The sequence below is a fragment of the Aeromonas sp. 2HA2 genome (assembly GCF_029237345.1).
GTDB lineage: Bacteria > Pseudomonadota > Gammaproteobacteria > Enterobacterales > Aeromonadaceae > Aeromonas > Aeromonas salmonicida.
Map to the genome: position 1 here is coordinate 125,664 of NZ_JAACGB010000005.1, position 17,827 is coordinate 143,490.

General features: G+C 60.2%; 12 protein-coding genes. 6 read left to right on the forward strand and 6 right to left on the reverse strand.

The genetic code is table 11. The features are described from left to right. Window positions 1-52: 52 nt before the first annotated feature. The 5 genes from GWQ29_RS09265 to GWQ29_RS09285 form a co-directional block, all read right to left on the reverse strand. Window positions 53-2,467, reverse strand: a complete 2,415-nt coding sequence (locus tag GWQ29_RS09265; RefSeq protein WP_275919276.1) for a proprotein convertase P-domain-containing protein — start codon at window positions 2,465-2,467, stop codon at window positions 53-55. A 38-nt stretch (window positions 2,468-2,505) separates the two neighbouring features. Next, window positions 2,506-4,566, reverse strand: coding sequence for a prolyl oligopeptidase family serine peptidase (locus tag GWQ29_RS09270; RefSeq protein WP_275919277.1), 2,061 nt, complete (start codon window positions 4,564-4,566; stop codon window positions 2,506-2,508). Then, window positions 4,566-6,731, reverse strand: a complete 2,166-nt coding sequence (locus tag GWQ29_RS09275) for a TonB-dependent hemoglobin/transferrin/lactoferrin family receptor (protein WP_275919278.1) — start codon at window positions 6,729-6,731, stop codon at window positions 4,566-4,568. The genes GWQ29_RS09270 and GWQ29_RS09275 overlap by 1 nt, the downstream gene beginning before the upstream one ends. A gap of 328 nt (window positions 6,732-7,059) precedes the next feature. Next, a complete protein-coding gene (locus GWQ29_RS09280) occupies window positions 7,060-8,910 on the reverse strand; it encodes a DUF3413 domain-containing protein (RefSeq protein WP_096118462.1) in 1,851 nt (616 codons plus the stop codon). 43 nt (window positions 8,911-8,953) lie between these two features. Beyond that, window positions 8,954-9,181, reverse strand: coding sequence for a YejL family protein (locus tag GWQ29_RS09285; protein WP_275909393.1), 228 nt, complete (start codon window positions 9,179-9,181; stop codon window positions 8,954-8,956). Window positions 9,182-9,254: 73 nt separating this feature from the next. On the opposite strand from GWQ29_RS09285, the gene yejK reads away from it, so the two are divergent. The 5 genes from yejK to ugpC all read left to right on the forward strand — a co-directional run bounded on the left by yejK (window position 9,255) and on the right by ugpC (window position 15,850). Continuing rightward, window positions 9,255-10,316, forward strand: a complete 1,062-nt coding sequence (gene yejK, locus GWQ29_RS09290) for a nucleoid-associated protein YejK (RefSeq protein ID WP_219598719.1) — start codon at window positions 9,255-9,257, stop codon at window positions 10,314-10,316. Between the two features lie 395 nt (window positions 10,317-10,711). Beyond that, a complete protein-coding gene (gene malE / locus GWQ29_RS09295; RefSeq protein WP_005310106.1) occupies window positions 10,712-11,893 on the forward strand; it encodes a maltose/maltodextrin ABC transporter substrate-binding protein MalE in 1,182 nt (393 codons plus the stop codon). Window positions 11,894-11,968: 75 nt separating this feature from the next. After that, entirely contained in the window at window positions 11,969-13,621 is a 1,653-nt protein-coding gene (gene malF / locus GWQ29_RS09300) for a maltose ABC transporter permease MalF (protein ID WP_059113440.1), read from the forward strand. A gap of 12 nt (window positions 13,622-13,633) precedes the next feature. Continuing rightward, window positions 13,634-14,524: a maltose ABC transporter permease MalG gene (gene malG / locus GWQ29_RS09305; protein WP_017412117.1), complete on the forward strand. Its 891-nt coding sequence runs from the start codon at window positions 13,634-13,636 to the stop codon at window positions 14,522-14,524. Between the two features lie 189 nt (window positions 14,525-14,713). Next, window positions 14,714-15,850: a sn-glycerol-3-phosphate ABC transporter ATP-binding protein UgpC gene (gene ugpC / locus GWQ29_RS09310; RefSeq protein ID WP_275919279.1), complete on the forward strand. Its 1,137-nt coding sequence runs from the start codon at window positions 14,714-14,716 to the stop codon at window positions 15,848-15,850. 104 nt (window positions 15,851-15,954) lie between these two features. Here the strand turns inward: ugpC and ppk2 are convergent, their stop codons facing one another. Continuing rightward, complete coding sequence (ppk2, locus tag GWQ29_RS09315) at window positions 15,955-16,770, reverse strand: polyphosphate kinase 2 (protein WP_021138536.1); 816 nt, start codon at window positions 16,768-16,770, stop codon at window positions 15,955-15,957. A 225-nt stretch (window positions 16,771-16,995) separates the two neighbouring features. Between ppk2 and GWQ29_RS09320 the strand changes: the two genes are divergently transcribed. Further along, on the forward strand, window positions 16,996-17,796 hold the full coding sequence (locus tag GWQ29_RS09320) for an alpha/beta fold hydrolase (protein ID WP_021138537.1): 801 nt from the start codon (window positions 16,996-16,998) through the stop codon (window positions 17,794-17,796). Window positions 17,797-17,827: the final 31 nt, after the last annotated feature.

The window sequence follows — 17,827 nt, forward strand, 5'->3', positions numbered from 1 at the left end:
CTTGTCCTTGGGAAGGGGCCAGGGCCCCTTCTTCTTATATATGGGTGGGTTACTAGCCGCGCTGGCGAAGGCGCCGCCAGATCGCCAGCGGCAGCAGCCAGAGCAGGTTGGCCGCACCGCCGCCACTGCTGTCGTCCACCGGGAAGTGGATGATGCCGTCATCCGGCGGAGCTATGGGTTCACCACACTGGGCGCCGGTGCGCTGGCTGATGCTCCAGCCATTGATGCGGCCCTGATGTCCGGGTTTGCTGTCCACCACTTCCAGCGTCCATCTGCCGGCCAACGGCTCTCCCAGCAAGGGGGTGAAGGCTTGCAGGGGCAGCAGCTCGGTAGGGAAGACGCCTTTCAGCCGTGGCAGTGGGCTGTAGCCCTTGTCCCAGATCTGGATGCGGGTGCCGGAGGGGGAGTTGAGCCAAATTTCCAGCTCATCCAGAGCGTCGTGTTGCAGATCCAGGGTCAGTTGCAACTGCTCGCTCACTTTGGCGTTGGTCTTCTCCAGCTGCAGGCTGGCTTGGCTCAAGCCGCGTACTTCCTCGCTCTGGGCATCGCTGAGGAGCAGCGGCTGGCCAGTGGCGCGGCTGATGATGGGCGTGCCTATGGGCAGGCTCAGTGGCTGCTGCCACTGGCGCTCGGTCGGACTGGTCCCCGTCATGACGAGGCTTACCGGCAGGCTCACCTCATCGCCGCAGGCCAGCGGGCTCTGGGCCAGCAGTCGCAGCGTGGTGGTGGTACTGGCACCTGCCGCCAGTGTGGTGGCTTGCCATTGGTAGGGATCGGCCTGCAGCCCGGCGGGCAGGGTCAGGGTCAGCTCATTGAGGGTCACCGGCGCCGAACCCTGATTGGTGAGTGTCACCTGTACGGATTGACGCTGTCCCAGCTCGATGGCGCTGCCCTCGGCCAGCGCGATATTGACCGGCGCCAGCAAGAGGCCGTGCTGACGGAAGGCGTGCTCCAGATGGCTGGCGTAGTGACGGGCCGGGTAGAGCCGCGCCGCCGTGTCCACAGTGATGCGGGCCAGCTGTGGCATGCGAATGGCCGGGCCCAGCCCGAAGTGGGATTCGATGATGACGCGGTCAAACTCGTCCCGGGCCCCTTCGCCATGCTCGGTCACCGACGCCAGCAGGGCCTGGAACAGCGGTGTGCCCCACAGCTGATCGCCGTTGCTGCCGTTGATGGTGCGGTGGGCCGGGTAGCTATAGTCCGGGTGGTAGCGGGCACGCAGATCATCCAGCTGGCGTGGGGTGCGGTCGGTAAAACGGGCATCCCAGTTGAACACCATGGCCGGTTCGAACTGGCGACCCGCCTCGCTGCGCTGGCGGTGGCTGGCGGCCAGGTAGTCGCTGAAGCCCTCGCCGATGGCGCCCCAGTCTGCCTCCTCCCCGAGATCCGGCACTATGTGGTGCTGCACCGCGTGGCCGAACTCGTGCCAGATCACCATGGGATCTTCGGCATCGGGCACGCCGCTGCGGCCCAGCTCCAACCTGCGCTCGAACGGATCATAGAGGGAGTTGTCCTGATAGCCGGCCTCTGTGTCTATGTCGAGGGCCCCCGGGATGAGCCCGGTAAAGCCCAGCTTCTTGATGTGGCGCTGGGCCAAGTCAAGGTGGTAATAGGCGTTGATGTCGGCAAAGCCCCGATCGTCCCGGGTCAACCGGAATGCCTGCGGGTCATCACTGCTGAAAGGCGCGGTCTCGGGTTCCATGGCATCCACCACCCGGGCGTGAGGGCCGCTCAGCAGATAGCGTCCCCCCGCCAGTGTGACCGGCAGGGGAACTCTGTCCTGATAGGCGGCGTCCGCCAGCACCAGTTCGTCGTGCCAGACCAGGCTGGCGTCTTGCAGCTGGGTGCGGGGATCCGGGTCGAATACTCGTGCTTCCACTTGGGTGTCGCCGACGTCGGCTGTGCGGCTGGCCCGGGTGCTGGCCGCATCCATCCAGCGGCCCAGCTCCCGGCTGCCGTCGCAACTGGCGAACAGCTGTACATAGGTAGCCTTGGCGTTGCCTGCCTGGTGCTCGCGCACCCGCTGGCGCAGGGCGGGCACCAGGGTGTCGCCGTCGCGCCAGTACCAGGCTTCGACCGCGCCCAGCGTGTCGATCTCGCTGCCCGCTGCCCGCAACTCTTCGATCAGAGGATCCAGGTTGCCGCTGGCATCACAGCCTGGCTCGCTGCTCTGCAGCGGCCGACTGTTGTGATAGAGGCGCCAGGGCTTGCCGGCCTTGTCGACACTGACGGCCGCCTGGATGGTGGCCACCGGCAAGTCGTTGACCAGTTGGCGGAAGCTGTAGTGGTGGCCGAGCAGGCTGGCCCTGTCGTAGTCGGGGGCGAGCGTGACGCCAAGGCGCTGCTCGAGCCACTGCTGCGGCGTGGTGGTAATGGTTTTTTCATCGACGAACTGCAACTCGGCCGCCAGCAGAGGCTGTGAGAGCAAGGTTGCCGCCAGCCAGAGGGCCAGGGAAGAGGGTTTCATGGTTTACTCCAACACAAAAATGAGAAAAGGATGCGCCATCAGCGGGTAACGCCAGCCAGGGTGAGCAGGAAGGCATACTCGCGCGCTGCCTGCTGGTGGGCCTTGCCGGTACTGGCCTGGTGGCCGCTGTCGAGAGCCGTACTCAGCAGATAGGGGCCCGTGCCCGTGCTGTGCTCCCGCAGCCGGGCGACCCATTTGAGCGGCTCCCAGTAGGGCACCTGGCTGTCGTGCAGTCCGGCGGTCACATAAACCGGGGGATAGGGCTGTCGTTGCAGGTTGTCATAGGGGCTCAGGCGACGCATGGCCGCATAGTCGGCGGGAATGGCCGGATTGCCCCATTCGGCGTACTCCTGGCGGGTGAGCGGCAGTTCGGGATCGCTCATGGTGCCGAGCAGATCGACGAAAGGCACCTGCAACACGGCGCCGGCAAAGCGGGTTGGCGCCTGATTGAGCGCCGCCGCCACCAGCAGACCGCCGGCACTGCCGCCCATGGCGAACAGCCGGGCGGGATCGATGGCCGGATCCCGGGCCAGCGCCTCGGCCACGGTCAGGAAGTCGTCCACGCTGTGCTGTTTTTGCTGGCCACGTCCCGCCAGATACCAGTCGTCTCCCAGCATGCCGCCGCCGCGCACGTGAGCGATGGCGTAGACAAAACCGCGATCCAGCAGACTCAGCACCTGGGGCTGATAGTAAGGGCGCATGGGGGTGCCATAGGCGCCGTAGCCGTAGAGCAGCAGCGCCTTGGGCTTGATGATGTCGGTGCGCCACACCAGAGAAACGGGCACCTTGACGCCGTCCTTGCCCACCACCCAGCGTCGCTCGCTGCGGTAGGGGGAGGGTGCCTGCGCCTGGGCGCCAGCTTGCCACTGACCGCTGGCCAGATTGAGCCAGCGCTGGTGGGGCGGCTCGGCCATCCCTTGCCTGCGGATCAGGATCTGCTGGCTGGCCGGGTCATGAGCGCCCTGGATCCAGGCCGTGCCAGCTCCCTCGGTGAGATGCACGCGCTGGCTGAGCTGGCCGCTTGAATCCAGCACATCGAGCCAGTCGTCCCCTGCCTTGCGGTATTGCAGGACCGTATGGTCGGCAAACAGGCGCCACTTCTCCAGGCTCTTGTTTTCGCCGGACCAGAGGGGTTGCCAGTGCCCCTCGGCCACCTGTGCCAGACCGGTCACCTGATAAAGGCCGAGGGCACCATCTTTGTTGCTCTTGATGAGCACTCGCTCCCCTTGGGTATCCAGGTAGTACTCGACACCGGCCTGACGGGCCTTGAGCAGAGAGGGGGTCCCCTCGTCCAGCAAGTACTGCTCCGAGCTGTCGTGGTTGTTGCTCTGCAGCAGCAGGTGGCGCTTGTCCGTGGTGCCATAGAGGCTGAGCAGCCAGGCGGGATCGGCCTCCTGGTGTACTAGCCGCTCCTTGCCATCCTGCCAGGCCCACAGCTGCCAGGGGCGCAGGGTGCGGCGCTCGTTGGCAAGGGTGTAGAGGGTCTTGCCGTCCAGGCTCCAGAGCAGATCGGCGGCCCTGTGCGCCAGAGTGGTTTGTGTCTTGCCGCTATCCAGATCCAGCAGGGTGATGCGGTAGTCCAGATCGCCACGCAGATCTTCGGCCAGGGCCAGCCAGCGTCCGTTCGGGTGCAGTGCCCAGCCAGCGAGCTCGTAATAGCCGCTCGCCGGTTGACGCGGCGCCAGTCGCTGACGGGGCTGCGCCTTGTCATCAGCCCGTTGCCACAGGCTGCCGTCGGCCTCCATCCGCCACTGGCTGCCCGCTTCAGTGTGCCACTCGGCGGGCATGGGCTCGCCGCGCGATTGCGCCTGCCACTCGGCTTGCAGCGCCTGCTCCAGCGGCCGCTGGCTGGCGAGCTGCTGCTCGGTCCAGCGGTTCTGCTCGGCCAGCATGGCCAGCAGGGCGGGATCCTGGCGGCTGTCGTCGCGCCAGCCGCCATAGGGATCCCACCGCGCTACCTTGCCCTTCATCAGCAGGGGACGCTTGGCAATGGCTGGCGCGCTCTGTGGCGCCGTGGTGGTTGCCGTCATGCCCGCGGCCTCGGTGGGTGAGGCCACCGGATTGGCCAGCAGAGCCGTCATTATCAATAGCGCGTGCATCAGATCCCCACGAAGGTGTAGCGCAGGCTGGCGCTCAGGTAGCGGCCCGTCTGGGTGTAGAGTCCCGCATCGCTGCCCGCTTCCTGCCCGGCTACATCCTGATAGCGGGTGTAACGGGTATCGAGCAGGTTATCGAGCTTGAGGTTGGCCTTGAGGGCGTCTGTGATCTGCCAGTCGGCGGTCAGGGCGAAGCTGAGCCAGCCTGCACTCTTCATGCACTCGCTCTGCTGCTGGGTCAGGCTGTTGCCGCAAGTGGGTACCCGGCTCATGGCGGCGGCATAATCGGCTTGCAGCCCCAGGCTCCAGTCGTTGGCCTGATAGCTGAGGCGGGTATTGCCCTCCAGCGGGGTCAGGTTGCGCGGTGACTCGCCCTGGCTGTCCTTGCCATCCACCCAGCCGAACTTGGTGGCCACTTCCCACTGCTGGGTCAGCCAGTAGCTGGCGGCGATCTCGGCGCCCCAGGTCTCGGACTTGGCCACGTTGCGGTATTGGCGCAGCATGACGCCGTCACTCAGACGGAAGCCCACCTGGCGCCAGTCGACGAAGTTGTAGTAGCGGTTGTAGAAGAGGGCCGGCTTGATGCTCCACTCATCCCCTTCACCGCTCACACCCCACTCGAAGCTGTGGCTGGTCTCCTCCTTGAGGTCCGGGTTGGCGATGATCTCGAACGGTGGCAGGGCAAAGTAGTGGGGAATATTGCCGTACACCTTGTCGTAGGAGGGGGCACTAAAACCGTTGGCATAGCTGAGCCAGCTGCGCCACTGATCGTTGAAGCGGTAGCTGGTGGCCAGACTGGGGGAGAGGTGCCAGCTGTGGTTGCTGGCACCCTTGCCATCTTGCGGGCTCAGCCACTGGTGATCCATGCGCAGTGTGGGGGTGAATTGCCACTGGCCAAGGCTCGCCACATCCCCCAGCCAGATACCGGCGCGGTCCGTGCGGGCACTGCTGAAGGGGGCGGATTGGCCGGGCTGGGGAATGCCCGCCTCCAGCGTCAGCTTGTCGACTGGTCGCTCGTGGCTTGCGCGCTCCAGTTCTACACCATAGCTCAGCTTGTGTTCGATGGCGCCGGTCGTCAGATCGCGGCGAATGTCCAGCTCGCTGCCGATCAGATCCTCGGTGAAGGTGGCCAGCTCCCGTTCGCTGCGATAGCGGGGATAGCCGCTCAGCAGGTCATTTTGCAGCAGGCTGCGTTTGTTGGCGCTGTTCTTGGCATGATTGCCGTGCAGGCTCAAGGTGAACTGATCCGCCAGCAGATGGTCGAGGCTGCGCGCCTCCCAGCTCAGCTTGGCGCCCTGGGAGCGCTGGGTACTGTCCTCGCGATACTGGCGGACCTGCCATTTGCCATCGGGCTGGGGGACTTCGCGCGGCCCCTGATCCCGCTTGGCGTTGTCCTCGAAGTAGTCGAGTTCGAGGCGCAGCAGGTGGTGCTCGCTCAGGGTGAAACGAGAGCTGGTGGAGGCACTCAGGCCATCCAGATCCGCCGGGATGCGGCTCTCGTCATAGTTGGCTGTCTCGTGCCCCTGCCAGCCGGAGAGGCGCAGCAGGTGTTCTGTTTCAGCCCAGCGGGCGGCACCGGTGGCGCTCAACTTCTGCTTGTCGCTGCTGCCATCATGCAGGACTTTGCTGCTGAGGTAGGCATCCTGCCCCTGCAGATAATCCTCCGGCTGCTTGGTGGAGATGACGATGGTGCCGCCGATGGCGTCTGATCCGTGCAGGGCGGAGCCTGCCCCCTTGGCCACCTCAATCTGCTTGACGTCATCCAGGTCGAAGCTGAAACGGCCCACCTTGTCGTTGAGATCGTCGGCGCCGAAGCCGTCGCTGACCCTGACCCCGTCCTTGATGATCAGCACCCGGTTGCCACCAATGCCGCGGATGCTGATGTTTTGCGGACGCCCTGCCGAGCCGGTCACAGATACGCCGGGTTCGTTCTTGAACACGTCTGTGAGTTCGGTGGCGACCTGGCGATCCAGGTCCTCTTCGGTGATGACTGTGATGGCGCCCGAGATATCGGACAGCTTCTGTTCGACCCGCTGGCCCTTGACCACTATGGTCTCGCGCGCCTTGAGGTGAGCAGGGGTACCAGTCCCATCGAGTTGGGTCTGATCGCTGGCGGCCAGCGCTGTGCCGGACAGCAGCATGGGCCAGTAGTGCAGCAGTATTTTCATTTTGAGAATGATTGTTATTTGAGCCTGAAGGGCGCGGATTATTACAGAGTGGTCCATCCAGATCAATGATTGATAATCATTATCATTTTGTTTTTATGATCTTGATCAGATTGATATTTTTGATGGAAGAGTCAGTAGTGAAAAGAAGAACGTTTGCGCCGGCAAGTGAGAACATGAAGGGGAGAAGAGGGCTATCTGTCTGGGCAGTAAACCCGTCCCCTATGGGTTCCCTTGGGCATAGATGCCAGGTGTTGTTTTCCGGCCCGTGCTGCACGCAATAAAAAGCCCGCTACGGGAGCGGGCTTGGTGAGTTGTGGTTTTCTGGCCGTCAGGGGGCGCGATAGAAGCGGTTGAGCTCGTTCATCACCTGGATCATGACACCCATGTCGGGGGTGCCGTGCTTGATGGGACGGTAGCTGTTGCGCTCCAGCAGTTCAAAGTCACCCTGCTTGTTGAAGTGGGTGATGGTGTTGCCCTGATAGATGGCAAAATCACGCTGATCCCCGGCCAGCAGCCAGTTGCGCGGGCTGTTGTCGAACAGACTGCGGCCTGTGCTGTAGTCCCGCGCCGGGTTACGCACCCCCAGCATGCCCTGCATCAGGGTGGGCACCAGATCCAGATGGCTGCTCAACTGGCTCTGTGCCAGGGTGTCGTTGCCCGGCCAGGCCAGCACGAAAGGCACCTGCACCTGATAGGGCGAGTAGTTGGTGCCATAACCCCAGCTGTTGCTGCGAGTATCGTTGAACTCCTGACCGTGGTTGGAGGTCACCACGACTATGGTCTGCTCGTTCAGGCCCTGCTGTTGCAGCTGGCTCAGCATCTGTTCCAGCAACTGATCGGTGTAGAAGACGGTGTTCTTGTAACGGTTCTCCAGCTTCTGCAGGTTTTTGGCCTGATAAGCGGTGGCCGGATTGAACTTGGTCAGCTCGGGCTGGAAGGGGCCCTTCATGTCGGCCGGCAGCTGGTAATCACCGGGGCTCGACAGATAGACCAGCGAGAACCAGGGTCTGTCCGGCGAGCGCTTGGCGAGCCACTGCTGCCAGTCACCGATCAGCAGCTGATCATTGGTCTGCTCGGAGACAAACACCTGCTTGCGCAGACCGGAGAGGATGCTCTGGCGATACTGCTGCGCATCTTCCAGTGCGCCAAACAGGCCGAACTGGTAATCCTGGCGCAGCATCTCGTCGAACAGTACCGGCGGTGTCTTGTCGTTGCGGATGTCGTCGTAATAGTGGCCGGGCAGGCCATAGAAGAGGCTGAACATTCCCATCACATCGTCATTGCCGCCACTCATGTGGTTGCGGAAATTGAGATGGCTGTCTGCATAACGCTGCAGATTGGGCATGTTGATGCTGTTGAGCATGTCGGCTCGCAACGAATCCACCACCACCACCAGCAGGTTCTTGTGGGTAATGGGGGCGTTGACGCTGAGCGGGCGCAGGGGATAGCGCAAGCGGCTCTCGCTTTCGCCATCCTGGGATTCTGCCTTCTTCTCGTACTGATCCAGGTCCAGCCAGCCGTGCTTGGCCAGGAAGCTCTTGGCGGTCATGGGGTAGGAGAGCGGGAAGTTGGCGCGCTGCATGGTAATGGGCTGATACAGGGTGGCATCGGCCCAGCTGTTGACCACGTGGGTCAGAATGAAGCAGACCAGCAGGGCCAGCCCCACCTGATTGCCATACTGACGGCGCTTGCGCTTGTTGATCTTGCGCCACACATAGGCTGACAGCAGCAGTTGCAGCAGGAAGATGGTTGGCACCGCCACGAAGATGATGCTCCAGATCGAGCCTTCCTCGGTCTGGGCCTGATCCAGCAGCAACTGCCACACCTGAGCGTTCAAGTGGAACTTGAACAGCTGGAACACCTGGGTGTCGATGAGCAGGAGCACCAGCGCCAGGGTGGCGATGATGGCCGAAATGAAGCGCAGCAGCTTCTCTTTGGGCAGCACGAAACTCAGCGGGAATATGGTCAACAGGTAGGTGACAAAGCTCAGAAACGAGAAGTGACCTATCCAGCTGATGATGAGATAGGTCACGCCGAGCGTGGTCGATGGCCAGCTGATGGCACCCAGATAGCGGGTGGCAATCAGCATGGCCAGAATGATGTTGAAGAAGGAGAACCAATGCCCCCAGGTGATCAGGCGAGAGACATTATCACGATAGGGGTTGCCGGTTTCGACCATAGTGATCCATCTGCTTTGAGAAACGTCAAAAAAAGGCGGCGACTCAGTGAGTGTCGTGGCGAGTGTTGACCGAGGAAGTCAGTGCCTGGACATATTTTTCAGTGATCGCCTGGCGTTGTGCCGGGGCCATGCCGTTGATGATATTGGTCGTCACGTTACCCAGCACCATGAGGCTGAGGTCGACTGGCGCCTTGTGCTTTTCCAGTACAGTGATCAGGTCATTCATCAGGTCATCAAACTGCTGGTTTGTGTACTTTGATACGATGGGCATAATCTTCAGTTCATCTCGGTTCAAAGCGCCTTATAATACTTCACCCTTTCGGCTAACACTATGGCTTTGTGACATGAGTCTCGATATCGACAAGATCATTCTTCACTCCCTGCGCCAGGGCGGCGATGGTCAACCTCACGCCGACACCCGCAGCCAGACCCTGCCTGCTGATGAGGCGGTTCAGGGGCTGATGGCGGAGCTGCATCGCATTTACAACGGCAAGGGTGGCAAGGGCTTTGGCTTTTTCGCTGACCCCGAAGCCGCCGTCGCCGAGCTGGCCGACGGTGAGGAAGCCCCCAAGCAGCCTTCTCCCGCCTTTCGCATTGCCCTTGAGCAGCTGCTCGGCGATCAGCTCGAATTCGTCCCCTTCTCGGTCAATATGACCCAGCTGCTGGTCAAGAACCTGGTGGATCACGCCCTCGACGAGCAGGGTGTATTGCTGTTTGCCAAATACAACTATGTGGGGGTCGATTACCTGATGGTCGCCCTGCTGGAAGGCAAGGAGAGCGTCACCGTCAGCGAGGCGCTGGACTTGCGCCATATCCATTATCTGGATATCGGCAAGCTCAATCTGGTGGCACGCATCGATTTGACTGAATGGAAAACCCAGCCAGACTCTCGCCGCTATATCACCTTCAGCAAGGGGCGGGTCGGTCGCAAACTGGGGGACTTTTTCATGGACTTGCTGGGTGCCCGCGAGGGCATGGATGCCAAGATCCAAAATAAAGGGCTGCTGCAGGCGGTGGATGATTATTGCGACAGTCGTCAGCTCGAAGCGGCCGATCGCAACGACTACAAGAAGCAGGTCTTCAAATATTGCACCGAGCAGGCCAGCGCCGGTGAAGAGATCGAAATCAAGGAGCTTTCCGCCGAACTCTCTGCAAGAGAAGCGGGCGACGGCGATCTCGATTTTTACAGCTTCATCGGTCAGGAGTATGAGCTGGAAGAGCGCTTCCCCGCCGATCGCTCCACCCTGCGCGGCCTGACCAAGTTCGTCGGCTCCGGTGGCGGTCTGACCCTGAGTTTCGAGCAGAAATTGCTGAACAGCCGGGTGTTTTACGATCCCCAGACCGATACCCTGACCATTCGCGGCGTGCCACCCAATCTCAAGGATCAACTGCTGCGCCAGTCGTAATGTGATCTGCTTTCCATTTTTGGCAAAAAGACACCGCACTTCGCTGCGGTGTCTTTTTATTTAAGGGGGTAAGTCGCCTCGAAACCAACTCGGTGCTTTGTTAACAATTTAAACAGAATAACCACCGTGAAAGGGTTTTCAATGCAGTGAAAACCCTTTCATTTGTGTTTTTTTATTTCCATTTGGTAATTTAATTTCTGTTTTTGGCGAGAAATATGCCAATAAATGGCGATAACTCCCTGAAATAAGAAAATGTTTTCATAACTTTCTGGAAGAAAATACGTAATTGCATTTCAAAAATGCGAGTTGCGTCATGTGAGGCAGTAGCGGCTTGGGATAATATTCATCTCGCACACAATGCTCTTACAGCGCGGAACTAATACAAGGAAAGGCTCATGAAAAAGAAATTGCTGTCATCCCTGATCGGTCTGGCTACTCTGGGCGTGGCTTGCTCTGCCACTGCCGCCATTGACGAAGGTCAACTGACCATCTGGATTAACGGTGACAAGGGATACAATGGTCTGGCTGAAGTAGGTAAGAAGTTTGAAGCCGAAACCGGCATCAAGGTGACGGTTGCTCACCCTGATCAGGTGGAAGTGAAATTCCAGCAAGCCGCTGCCACCGGCAACGGTCCGGACATCTTCTTCTGGGCTCACGACCGTTACGGTGAGTGGGTCAAGGCCGGTCTGCTGGTCCCTGTTACCCCGAACGCAGCCACCAAAGCCAAGTTTGAACAGTTCGCCTGGGATGCCATGGCAGTGGATGGCAAGACCTACGGTTATCCGGTTGCAGTAGAAGCCGTGAGCCTTATCTATAACAAGGATCTGCTGCCCGAGCCGCCGAAAACCTTCGAAGAGATCGCCAAGATCGACGAAGCGCTGAAGAAAAATGGCAAGCGCGCCATCATGTGGGCCTATGACACCCCCTATTTCAGCTACCCGCTGGTGGCTGCCAACGGTGGCTATGCCTTCAAGAAAACCGCTACCGGTTATGACGTGAAAGATACCGGCGTGAACAACGCAGGTGCCAAGGCCGGTGTTGGCTATATCTCCGAGATGATCAAATCCGGTCACCTGGAAAAAGGCATCGACTACGGTGTGATGGACGCCAAGTTCAACAAGGGCGAAGTGGCCATGATGATCAACGGTCCCTGGGCCTGGAGCAACCTGGACAAGAGCGGCATCAAGTACGGTGTAGCGTCCCTGCCGACCCTGAAGGGCAACCCGGCCAAAGCCTTCGTTGGCGTACTGGGTGCGACCATCAACGCCGCCAGCCCGAACAAGGATCTGGCTATCGAGTTCCTGGAAAACTACCTGCTGACCGATGCCGGTCTGGCGCCGGTCAACGCCGACAAGCCGTTGGGTGCCGTAGCACTGAAGTCCTTCCAGAAGACCCTGGAATCCGATCCGCACATCAAGGCAACCATGGTGAACGCCCAGAATGGCGAGCCGATGCCGTCCGTGCCCGAGATGAGCCGTTTCTGGTCTTCCTTCGAAACTGCCCTCAAGAACGTGACCTCCGGCCGTCAGAGCGTTGACGAAGCCCTGGATACCGCTGCCAAGCGTATCGTTCAGTAAGCATGCACTACCCGGGAGGCCGCAACGGCCTCCCACTCTCTCAAATCTCTCTTGGCGTTATAAAGGTTAATTGGCATGGAAGTAGTACCTTCTATTGAATCCTATGCCGGTCCGAAGGATAAGCACACCTGGCTTAAGTGGACCATCGCTGCTCTGGTAGCCATCCTCAACGGTTATGCGGCCGTGATGATGTACGCCAGCGGTGAGTGGGTATTCGCTCTGCTCGATCTGGTGGTGGTGTCCGTCGGTCTGTATGTCTTCATGAACAAGAAGACTTATGCCCACCGCTATATCTTCCCCGGTGTGGCTGGCATGGTTGTGTTTATCATCTTCCCTCTTGCCTACACGATCGGCATCGCCTTCACCAACTACTCGGGAGCCAACTTGCTCTCCCTTGAGCAGGCACGGGATTACCATCTGAAAAAAAGCTACAAGGTGGCTGGCGGTGAATTCGATTTCACCCTGCTGGGTGGTGAGAACAATCAGTTTCAGCTGTTGCTGAAACAGGACGACCAAGCCTTTATCAGTCAACCCCTTACTCTGATGAACAACAAGGCCCGTGAACTGGCTGTCCGCGAGGGCAGAGTCCATGACGCAGTCCAGGTTGTTCAGTTGCAGCCTCTGGCAGAAGAGGCCGTGGACAAGGTGGCCCCCATTCGTGCCATCGTCGATCATCGCACTCACCTGAGCGCGCTGGATCTGGTGTTGCCGGAAGGTGGCATTCACCTGACCCTGAGCAGCCTGCGCAAGTTTGCCGCTCAGAAGCAGCAGTACACCCGGCTGATGGATGGCGCCGTGCTCAAATCCGGCGTGGTGATCAAGGACAGCAACCTGCTGCGTGACACCCAGACCGGCGAGCTGATGCTGCCCAACGGTGACACCGGCTTCTATCAATACATCGACGAGCAGGGACAGTTTGTCGGCAAGGGCATGGCCCCCGGTTTCGTGGTGAGCGTGGGTTGGAAAAACTTCGTGCGCATCATGACAGACCCGGGTATCCAGGGTCCCTTCATGCAGATCTTCGTCTGGACCGTGATCTTCTCCGCCGGCTCAGTGGGCTTCACCCTGGCCATCGGCATGGTGATGGCATGTCTGGTGCAGTGGGAACAGCTCAGAGGTCGCGGCTTCTATCGGGTCATGCTGATCCTGCCCTATGCGATACCGGCGTTTATCTCCATCCTGGTGTTCAAGGGCTTGTTCAACCAGAACTTCGGCGAGATCAACCTGTTCCTGGAAGCGGCGTTCGGCATCAAGCCGGACTGGTACACCACCCCCTTCCTGGCCAAGGTGATGATCCTCATCGTCAATACCTGGCTTGGCTACCCCTACATGATGATCCTCTGCATGGGCTTGCTCAAAGCCATTCCGGATGATCTCTACGAGGCGTCCGCCATGGACGGTGCCGGCCCTGTGCAGAACTTCTTCAAGATCACGGTTCCGCTCTTGATGAAGCCGCTCACTCCGCTGCTGATTGCATCCTTTGCTTTCAACTTCAACAACTTCGTACTCATACAGTTGTTGACGAACGGGGCGCCGGACATCATAGGCGCCAGTACCCCGGCCGGTACCACGGATCTGTTGGTGAACTACACCTACCGGATTGCGTTCCAGGGCTCGGGTGGTCAGGACTACGGTCTGGCCAGTGCCATCGCTACCGCCATCTTCCTGATCGTCGGCGCGCTTGCACTGCTCAACCTGAAATTGTCCAAAGCCGACAAGCAACAGTAAGGAGGCTTCTCAATGGCTATCGTACAACCCAAATCAGTCAAATACCGGGTGTGGGCAACCCACCTGGTCATGTGGGCCTTCCTGGCGCTGATCATCTTCCCGGTGATCATGGTCATCGCCATCTCGTTTCGTAACGGCAACTTCTCGGTGGGGGAAATCATCCCCTCCGATCCGACCCTGGATCACTGGAAGCTGGCGCTGGGCATGTCCATCACCAACGCCGATGGCAGCATAACGCCGCCGCCGTTCCCCGTGCTGACCTGGCTGTGGAACTCCATCAAGATCGCCGGCATCACGGCCCTGATGATAGTGACGCTGTCGACCACCTGTGCCTATGCGTTTGCCCGCCTGCGTTTTCGCGGCAAGCAGACCATATTGCAAGGGATGCTGATCTTCCAGATGTTCCCGGCCGTGCTGGCACTGGTGGCCATCTATGCGCTGTTCAACAAGATAGGTGACTATGTGCCCTGGCTGGGTCTCAACACCCACGGTGGCCTTATCCTGGCTTACATGGGTGGCATAGCGCTGCACGTCTGGACCATCAAGGGCTACTTCGAGACCATAGACTCCTCTCTGGAAGAGGCGGCAGCCATCGATGGCGCGACCCCGTGGCAGGCGTTCCGCCTGATCCTGTTGCCCCTGTCGGTGCCCATTCTGGCGGTGGTGTTCATTCTGGCCTTCATCGGTACCATCACTGAGGTGCCCGTTGCTTCCATTCTGCTGCAGGATGTGAACAACCTGACCTTGGCGGTCGGTGCCCAGCAATACCTCTATCCGCAGAACTATCTGTGGGGTGACTTTGCGGCTGCAGCTGTCCTGTCGGGTCTGCCTATTACTGTGGTCTTCCTGATGGCGCAGCGCTGGCTGGTCGGTGGCCTCACTGCCGGTGGCGTGAAAGGTTAAGTGTGTTGCCGCATGCGCCACACAGCCAGCACCAAGGTGTTCCTGCTGGTCTGTCACAGGGCTGGCTGGTCGGTGGCCTCACTGCGGCAGTGTGAAAGGCTAACGTTTAACGGCTAACGGTTTTAATGGCCGGGGGAGCTGACTCCCCCCGCCGTCACGATTTGCAAAGATTCAAGAGCGGAGCTCGTCATGGCTGAAGTAGTACTCAACAACGTTCGCAAGAACTACGATCCGGCGGTCCACAAGGACACGCTGCGCAACATCAACCTGGCCATCAAGGAAGGGGAGTTCATCGTCTTCGTCGGCCCGTCCGGTTGCGGCAAGTCCACCCTGCTGCGGATGATCGCGGGTCTGGAAGACATCACCAGCGGTGAGCTGACTATCGGCGGTCGTTACATGAACGACGTGCCGCCGGTGGAGCGCAACGTCGGCATGGTGTTCCAGTCCTACGCTCTCTATCCGCACATGAACATCTACGAGAACATGGCCTTTGGCCTCAAGCTCAAGAAGATGGACAAGGAGAACATCCACAAGCGGGTGATGCGCGCCGCCGAAATCCTGGGGCTTGAGCCATTGCTGGACAGAAAGCCCAAGGCGCTCTCCGGCGGTCAGCGCCAGCGGGTGGCCATAGGTCGCTCCATAGTGCAGCAGCCGCAGGTGTTCCTGTTTGACGAACCCTTGTCCAACCTGGATGCCGCCCTGCGGGTCAAGATGCGCATCGAGATCGCCAAACTGCACAAGGAGCTCAACTCCACCATCATCTACGTGACCCACGATCAGGTGGAAGCCATGACACTGGCCAACCGCATCGTGGTGCTGAGCCCGCTCAAGGGCGAGGCCCAAACCAACCTGGAGCAGTTCGGTACCCCGCTCGATCTCTACCACAACCCGGACAACAAGTTCGTGGCGGGCTTTATCGGCTCACCCAAGATGAACTTCCTGTCGGGCGAATTGCTGGAGATTGGCGAGCAGGAGTGTGTGGTCAAACTCACCTCCGGCGATACGGTGCGGGCGCGGGTCGATGCCCGTCGTGGCTCGGTCGGTGACAAGGTAGAGCTGGGTATTCGTCCCGAGCATCTGTTCCCGCTCGATCACCCCCATGCTCATAGCAAGGTGGGCGGGATAGTGCAGGTGGCTGAACACCTGGGCGCGGAATCCTTCGTTTATATGGATGTGGATGGTCACGACTTTACCGTCAAGGCCACCTCGGACGTGGATGTGGCAACCGGTCAGACCTACAGCGTGGGTATCCCGGCTGAAGCCTGTTATCTGTTTGACGCCAAAGAGCAGGCGTTCCCTCGTACCGCCAAGTACATTCGTACCTGATTTTTTGCGCTGGTTTTCCTTAGTATTCAATGCCTTTTTGCCGGTCGTCAGACCGGCTTTTTATTGCCTGCCGTTCGGGAACATGGCAGGCAGGGTGATGGTGATCAGGCCTCCAGCTCGGCGGTAATGTCGGGTACAAAGGTCTGGCTGGCCAGCGGCGGGCGCTCGTACCCCTCGGTCGTGATGGGGGGCAGCTTGATGGGTTCGTAGTGGATCGCCTCGTAGGGCACCTTGCCGAGCAGGTGGGCGATGCAGTTGAGGCGTGCCCGGCGCTTGTCGTCGGCATCGACCACGAACCAGGGACAGTCTTCCGTGTCCGTGTAGGTGAACATGTCATCCTTGGCGCGGGAGTACTCCACCCAGCGCGAGCGGGATTGCAAGTCCATGGGGCTGAACTTCCAGCGCTTGATGGGGGTGTTGATCCGCTCCTTGAAACGCTTCTCCTGCTCTTCGTCCGAGACCGAGAACCAGTATTTGATCAGGGTGATTCCTGAGCGGATCAGCATGCGTTCAAACTCGGGACAGGCCCGTAAAAACTCGCGATACTCCGCATCGCTGCAAAACCCCATCACCCGCTCGACTCCGGCCCGGTTGTACCAGGAACGGTCAAACAGCACCATTTCACCGGCGGCGGGCAGGTGGGCGGCATAGCGTTGAAAATACCACTGGGATCGCTCTCTATCGGAGGGAGCGGGCAAGGCGGTGACCCGGCAGACCCGTGGGTTGAGTGGTTCTGTGATGGCCTTGATGACGCCGCCCTTGCCGGCGGCATCGCGCCCCTCGAATAGCACCACCACCTTCAGCCCCTCCTGCTTGACCCACTCCTGCAGCTTGACCAGCTCCTCCTGCAGATGGGTGAGGTGATGCTCATAGCACTTCTTGTCCAGACGCGGGCGCTTCTTGCTCTTTTCCTTCGGCATGGCTTTCTCCTTTTTGAGTCCTTTCCTTGAGTCATCTTCAGCTTGCACCAGGGAGGCGCCACTGCCAAGGACTGCGTGTTACACTGCCGCCCCGTCGCTGGCAGCAAAACAGCATGGCGATTTACACTGCCGCCTCATCAGCCGCTGGCAATAGAAAAAACATGAAGCCATTTATGGCGATTTGTATTGCCGTCTCATCATCAGCAGCAGGCAACAGGAGAAAACATGAAGCAATTTATGGAGATAGCGGGCCGCCAAATGGCCTATCTGGACGAGGGGCAGGGCCCGGTTCTGTTGTTTGGCCACAGCTACCTGTGGGACAGCGCCATGTGGGCGCCGCAGATTGCCGCGCTCAAGGGCCAGTACCGCTGTATCGTGCCCGAGCTGTGGGGCCATGGCGATTCCGACCGGTTGCCGGAGGGTCCCTGCACCCTGGCGACCCTGGCCCGGGATCATCTGGCGCTGCTCGATGCCCTCGGGGTCGAAGAGTGTGTGCTGGTGGGTCTCTCCATCGGTGGCATGTGGGGTGTCGAGCTGGCCAGGATGGCACCGACCCGTCTCAAGGGAGTGGTGCTGATGGACAGCTTCGTCGGTCTCGAGCCCCAGATCACCTGCGAGCGTTACCTCGGCATGCTGGGCATGATTGGGCAGCTCGGCGCAATACCGGCACCCATAGTGGAGCAGGTGGCGCCGCTGTTTTTTGCCAATCAGCCGAATGCGGCCTTGATTGACGGATTCAAGGAACGCCTTGCCTCCTGGCCGGGGGAGAAGATAGCCGCCATGGTGGCGGTGGGCCGCAGCTTTGTGACCCGGGAAGACCGTATCGACTGGCTGGAAGAGATCAGGGTGCCGGCGCTGGTCATGACCGGCTGCGAAGACAAGGCACGCCCCGTGCTGGAGGGTTATCTGATGGCCGAAGTGCTGGGTTGCCCCTTCAAGGAGATCCCGGCCGCAGGCCATATCTCCACGCTGGAAAATCCCGCCTTCGTCAACCAGGCACTGACGGCATTTCTGGCCGGGCTCTGATATCGACAACCACAATTGCATGACAAAGAAG